The sequence below is a fragment of the Caballeronia sp. INML2 genome, assembly GCF_023631365.1.
Classification (GTDB): Bacteria; Pseudomonadota; Gammaproteobacteria; order Burkholderiales; family Burkholderiaceae; genus Caballeronia; species Caballeronia turbans.
This window is the reverse complement of the sequence record NZ_JALQDH010000003.1, coordinates 1-5,642: the sequence shown is the minus strand read 5'-3', so window position 1 is coordinate 5,642 and position 5,642 is coordinate 1. Positions and strand designations below refer to the sequence as shown.

Below are 5,642 nucleotides of genomic sequence, written 5' to 3'. Positions count from 1 at the left end.
ACCGGCCGCGCCCGCGCCGCACCCCCCCGCCCCCCCCCCCCCCCACCCCCCCCCCCCCCCCGCCCCCCCCCCGCCCCCCCCCCCCCCCCCGCGCCCGCCCCCCCCCCCCCCCCCCCCCCCCGCGGGCCCCCCGGATCCGTTCACGATCGACGACCTCGCCGACGATCTCGCGGTTCTGCTCGACAGGCTAGGCGCGCCGGCGGCGCATGTCGTCGGGCTGTCGATCGGCGCAATGGTGGCGCAGAAGTTCGCGATCAACCATGCGGACAAAGTGGAATCGCTGACGGTCGTGGGCGCGCCGGCCTTTATTTCCGAGGATGCGCGTCCGACATTCGCGCAACGGGCAGCCTCCGTGCGCGAAAGCGGCACAGCGAGTATCGTGGAAGCGACGCTCGACCGCTGGTTCACGCCTGAATTCCGCAAGGCGCACCCCGAAGTGATCGAACAAATCGCGGATACGATCGCCGGCACGCCCGCCGAAGGATTCGCACGCGCCGCGGAAGCGGTCGGCCGTTTCGATGCGCGAGACAAACTCGCGTCCGTGAGGAAGCGCACGCTCGTCGTTGCAGGTGAGCATGACGTTGGCACGCCGCATGCTGCTTCAAAAGTTGTCGCAGACATGGTGCCCGGCGCGCGATTCGAACTTCTCAATGCGGCGCACCTTTCACCCGTGGAGGAATCGCAACGCTTTTCCGCAATACTGGCGGGTTTTATGCGCGATTCCACGTAGTTCTTCTGTTTTTTGCTGCAAAAGAAAGCCTCGATACAGCGGGCATCACATCGAGGCCACCCCTTGAATTCCAACCCAGTCGCTCCACTTAAGCGTCAGGATTGCCACGGAGCAAACAAGGAATAAGGAGTGTCGCCATGCAAATGATCTACAACAGCCCTAACTATTGCGTAGTCGAGTTTCCACCGCAGGACAACCATCTCGCCATGAAGGCGGGCGGCTATGAGATCGTGGACAAGAACACGCAGCGGGAAATTTTCATCGACGGCGAGCTCGCCGCGAAGTTTCGCGAGCACGTGCAGCAACTGATCGCGGAAGAGCCGTCGCTCGAAGATGTCGACGAATTTCTCGGCCAGTTCGACATCTTGATGAACCAGCCCGTCGTGCTTCACTGATGCATGCACGTGCGGGCGGCTCGCTACTGTCCGCGCCCGCCGCCGCACGGCCCTGCGGTTAAGGCGACACTCGCCATCCCCCGAAGACCCCGCCCTGCAAACGGCGGGGTTTTTTTCGGCGGCTTCACGCCGATGCGCGCCCGCCGCCCGGAGGCGAGCGCTCCGCGCTGCGGCTACAATGTCAGGCTATTTCACACTTGGTGCAGGCCTCGTCCGTCATGACCCAGAACGCCCTTCCGAAAGCCCCTGCGCGCGCCTATACGCGCGGCGCCGCGCTGCCCGCGCTGCTGCAGAAACGCATCCTGATCCTCGACGGCGCGATGGGCACGATGATCCAACGCTACAAGCTCGACGAAGCCGCGTATCGCGGCGAGCGCTTCAAGGACTACGGCCGCGACATCAAGGGCAACAACGAGTTGCTGTCGATCACGCAGCCGCAGGTCATCCGCGAGATTCACGAGCAGTATCTGGCGGCGGGCGCCGACATCGTCGAGACGAACACCTTCGGCGCCACGCGCGTCGCGCAGGCCGATTACGGCATGGAAGACCTTGCCGCGGAGATGAACATCGAGTCGGCGAAGCTCGCGCGCGAAGCCTGCAACAAGTATTCGACGCCGGCCAAGCCGCGCTTCGTCGCGGGCGCGATCGGACCGACGCCCAAGACCGCGAGCATCTCACCCGACGTGAACGACCCGGGCGCGCGCAACGTCACGTTCGACGAGCTGCGCGACGCGTACTACGAACAGGCCAAGGCGCTGCTCGATGCGGGCGTCGATCTGTTTCTCGTCGAAACGATCTTCGACACGTTGAACGCGAAAGCGGCCTTGTTCGCGCTAGATCAACTCTTCGACGATACCGGCGAGCTGGTGCCGATCATGATCTCGGGCACCGTCACCGATGCATCGGGCCGCATTCTGTCCGGGCAGACGGTGGAAGCGTTCTGGAACTCGCTGCGTCACGCGAAGCCGCTCACGTTCGGCCTGAACTGCGCGCTCGGCGCGGCGCTGATGCGCCCGTACATCGCCGAACTGGCGAAGCTGTGCGACACCTACGTGTCCTGCTATCCGAACGCGGGCCTGCCGAATCCGATGAGCGACACCGGATTCGATGAAACACCGGACGTGACATCGGGATTGCTGAAGGAATTCGCAACGGCGGGCCTCGTGAATGTCGCGGGCGGGTGCTGCGGCACGACGCCGGAGCACATCGCGGAGATCGCGAAAGCGCTCGCTGAAGTGAAGCCGCGCGCCTTCCCCTCGCAATATCGCGATGCAGCCTGACATCGAACAAGAGATAACAGACATGACCGATCACACGATGCGTCTCTCCGGCCTCGAACCGTTCAACGTCACCGACAACTCACTCTTCATCAACGTCGGCGAGCGCACGAACGTGACCGGATCGAAGGCGTTCGCGCGCATGGTCCTGAACGGCCAGTTCGACGAAGCGCTCGCCGTCGCGCGGCAGCAGGTCGAAAACGGCGCGCAGGTCATCGACATCAACATGGACGAAGCCATGCTCGATTCGAAAGCCGCGATGGTGCGCTTTCTGAATCTGATCGCATCGGAGCCCGACATCGCGCGCGTGCCGATCATGATCGACTCGTCGAAATGGGAAGTGATCGAAGCGGGCCTGAAGTGCGTGCAGGGCAAGGCGATCGTCAACTCGATCTCGCTGAAGGAAGGCGAAGATGCGTTCCGGCATCACGCGAAACTGATCCGCCGATACGGCGCGGCATCGGTCGTGATGGCATTCGATGAGAAAGGCCAGGCGGACACGTTCCAGCGCAAGACGGAAATCTGCAAGCGCTCCTACGACATCCTCGTCAACGAGGTCGGCTTCGAGCCCGAGGACATCATCTTCGATCCGAACATCTTCGCGATCGCGACGGGCATCGAGGAGCACAACAACTACGCGGTCGATTTCATCAATGCGACGCGCTGGATCAAGCAGAACCTGCCGCATGCGAAGGTGAGCGGCGGCGTGTCGAACGTGTCGTTCTCGTTCCGCGGCAATGATCCCGTGCGCGAGGCGATTCACACCGTGTTCCTGTATCACGCGATTCAGGCGGGCATGGACATGGGCATCGTGAACGCGGGCCAGCTCGGCGTGTATGCCGACCTCGACGCCGAACTGCGCGAGAGAGTCGAAGACGTCGTGCTGAATCGCCGCGAGGACGGCACGGACCGTCTGCTCGAAGTCGCCGACAAGTTCAAGACCGGCGCCGCGAAGAAGGAAGAGAACCTCGAATGGCGCAATCAGCCGGTCGAGGCGCGTCTGTCGCACGCGCTCGTGCACGGCATCACGAACTTCATCGTCGAAGATACCGAAGAAGTGCGCGCGAAGATCGAAAAGGCCGGCGGGCGTCCGATCAACGTCATCGAAGGGCCTCTGATGGACGGCATGAACATCGTCGGCGACCTGTTCGGCGCGGGCAAGATGTTCCTGCCGCAAGTCGTGAAATCGGCGCGCGTGATGAAGCAGGCGGTCGCGCATCTGATTCCGTTCATCGAAGAAGAGAAGAAGCGTCTCGCCGATGCCGGCGCGGACGTGCGGCCGAAGGGCAAGATCGTCATCGCGACCGTGAAGGGCGATGTGCACGACATCGGCAAGAACATCGTGTCGGTCGTGCTCCAGTGCAACAACTTCGAAGTGGTCAACATGGGCGTGATGGTGCCGTGCGCGACCATCCTTCAGAAGGCGAAGGAAGAAGGCGCGGACATCATCGGGCTTTCCGGCCTCATCACGCCGAGTCTCGAAGAAATGGCTTACGTCGCCTCGGAAATGCAGCGCGACGACTATTTCCGCGGCAAGCAGACGCCTTTGCTCATCGGCGGCGCGACGACTTCGCGCGTGCATACCGCCGTGAAGATCGCGCCGCATTACGAGGGGCCGGTCGTGTACGTGCCGGATGCGTCGCGTTCGGTGTCGGTGGCGTCGAGCCTCCTGTCGGACGAAGGCGCGGCGAAGTATCTCGATGAACTGAAGAGCGACTACGACCGCATCCGCACGCAGCACGCCAACAGAAAAGCGCAGCCGATGGTCACGTACGACGAGGCGCGCGCCAACAAGACGAAGATCGACTGGAGCGCGTACACGCCGAAAAAGCCGACCTTCATCGGGCGGCGCGTGTTCAGGAACTATGACCTCGCGGAACTGGCGAACTACATCGACTGGGGTCCGTTCTTCCAGACGTGGGATCTCGCGGGTCCCTATCCGGCGATTCTCAACGACGAGATCGTCGGCGAGTCGGCGCGGCGCGTGTTCTCCGACGGCAAGTCGATGCTCTCGCGCCTGATTCAGGGCCGCTGGCTCACGGCGAACGGCGTCGTCATGCTGCTGCCCGCGAACACCGTAAACGACGACGACATCGAGATCTACACGGACGCATCACGCTCGAAAGTCGCGATGACCTGGCGCAATCTGCGTCAGCAGAGCGTGCGTCCGGTCGTCGATGGCGTGATGCGCCCGAACCGCTCGCTCGCCGATTTCATCGCGCCGAAGGAGTCGGGCGTGAAGGATTACATCGGGCTCTTCGCGGTGACGGCGGGCCTCGGCGTCGACAAAAAGGAACAACAGTTCGAAGCCGATCACGACGACTACAGCGCGATCATGCTCAAGGCGCTGGCCGACCGTTTCGCGGAGGCTTTCGCCGAAGCGCTCCACGCGCGCGTGCGCCGGGAACTGTGGGGCTACGCGTCGAACGAAACGCTCGACAACGATGCGCTGATCGCGGAGAAGTATGTCGGCATCCGCCCGGCGCCGGGTTATCCGGCGTGCCCGGATCACCTCGTGAAGCGCGACATGTTCGAAGTGCTTCAGGCGAACGAAATCGGCATGAGCGTGACCGAGTCGTTCGCGATGCTGCCGGCCGCGAGCGTGTCGGGCTTCTACATCGCGCATCCCGACAGCACGTACTTCTCGGTGGGCAAGATCGGCGACGATCAGCTCGCGAGCTACGCCGAACGCATGGCGCTGTCGACCGCGGATGCCGAACGCGCGCTTGCACCGCTGCGCTGAAGCCCAGCAATGACAAACGACATATCCCTCGCCCGATGGCGGAAATATGCACGAAACAGGCGGGAAATTTTTGGTTTCCGTAGACTTGTCAGCGCGAAAGGCCGTCGCCATGACGGCCCACGCACTCTTTTCGTCAACGGAGAAAGTCGCATGAAGAAGATGACGTCCGCCGTAACCGTAGCTTTCGCCGCGGCCTTGCTAGCAGCATCGAGTTCGGCTGCGTTCGCGCAGGCGAGCAGCACTCAGGCGTCTTCGTACTCGCCGCCGCAGTCGGAGCACAAGAAAAAGCCGAAGAAGCCGAAAAAGCCGCATACGCCTGCGAAGCCCGCCGGCGCGGAAAGCGGCCAGTCGCAATAATCCGCAGCACAGCGACTAGGCCGTCAGACGTTTCATCGGAAGAAAAAAACCCGCATCGGCAACTGAACTGACCCCGCAAAGTTGGACAGGTTTGGGCTAAGGCCGTGAGGGCTGAGTTCTGTACATTACAGGACTCAGCC

The 5,642-nt window shown here is 62.9% G+C and carries 5 protein-coding genes; all 5 read left to right on the top strand.

The window, feature by feature from the left end; all coding sequences use genetic code 11:
• Positions 1 to 730 (top strand): alpha/beta fold hydrolase (locus NCT32_RS00820; RefSeq protein WP_284508469.1); only part of this gene is annotated, 730 nt, incomplete at its 5' end.
• 137 nt (positions 731 to 867) lie between these two features.
• Entirely contained in the window at positions 868 to 1,125 is a 258-nt protein-coding gene (locus tag NCT32_RS00815; protein ID WP_014190215.1) for a DUF3567 domain-containing protein, read from the top strand.
• 218 nt (positions 1,126 to 1,343) lie between these two features.
• Entirely contained in the window at positions 1,344 to 2,405 is a 1,062-nt protein-coding gene (locus NCT32_RS00810) for a homocysteine S-methyltransferase family protein (protein WP_061116817.1), read from the top strand.
• The gene (gene metH, locus NCT32_RS00805) at positions 2,395 to 5,145 is read left to right on the top strand and encodes a methionine synthase (protein WP_284508468.1); all 2,751 of its coding nucleotides are present in this window, start codon (positions 2,395 to 2,397) and stop codon (positions 5,143 to 5,145) included. The genes NCT32_RS00810 and metH overlap by 11 nt, the downstream gene beginning before the upstream one ends.
• Positions 5,146 to 5,295: 150 nt before the next feature.
• Positions 5,296 to 5,502 carry a hypothetical protein gene (locus NCT32_RS00800; RefSeq protein WP_061116815.1) on the top strand — a complete coding sequence of 69 codons (207 nt, stop codon included), beginning with the start codon at positions 5,296 to 5,298 and terminating at the stop codon, positions 5,500 to 5,502.
• Positions 5,503 to 5,642: the final 140 nt, after the last annotated feature.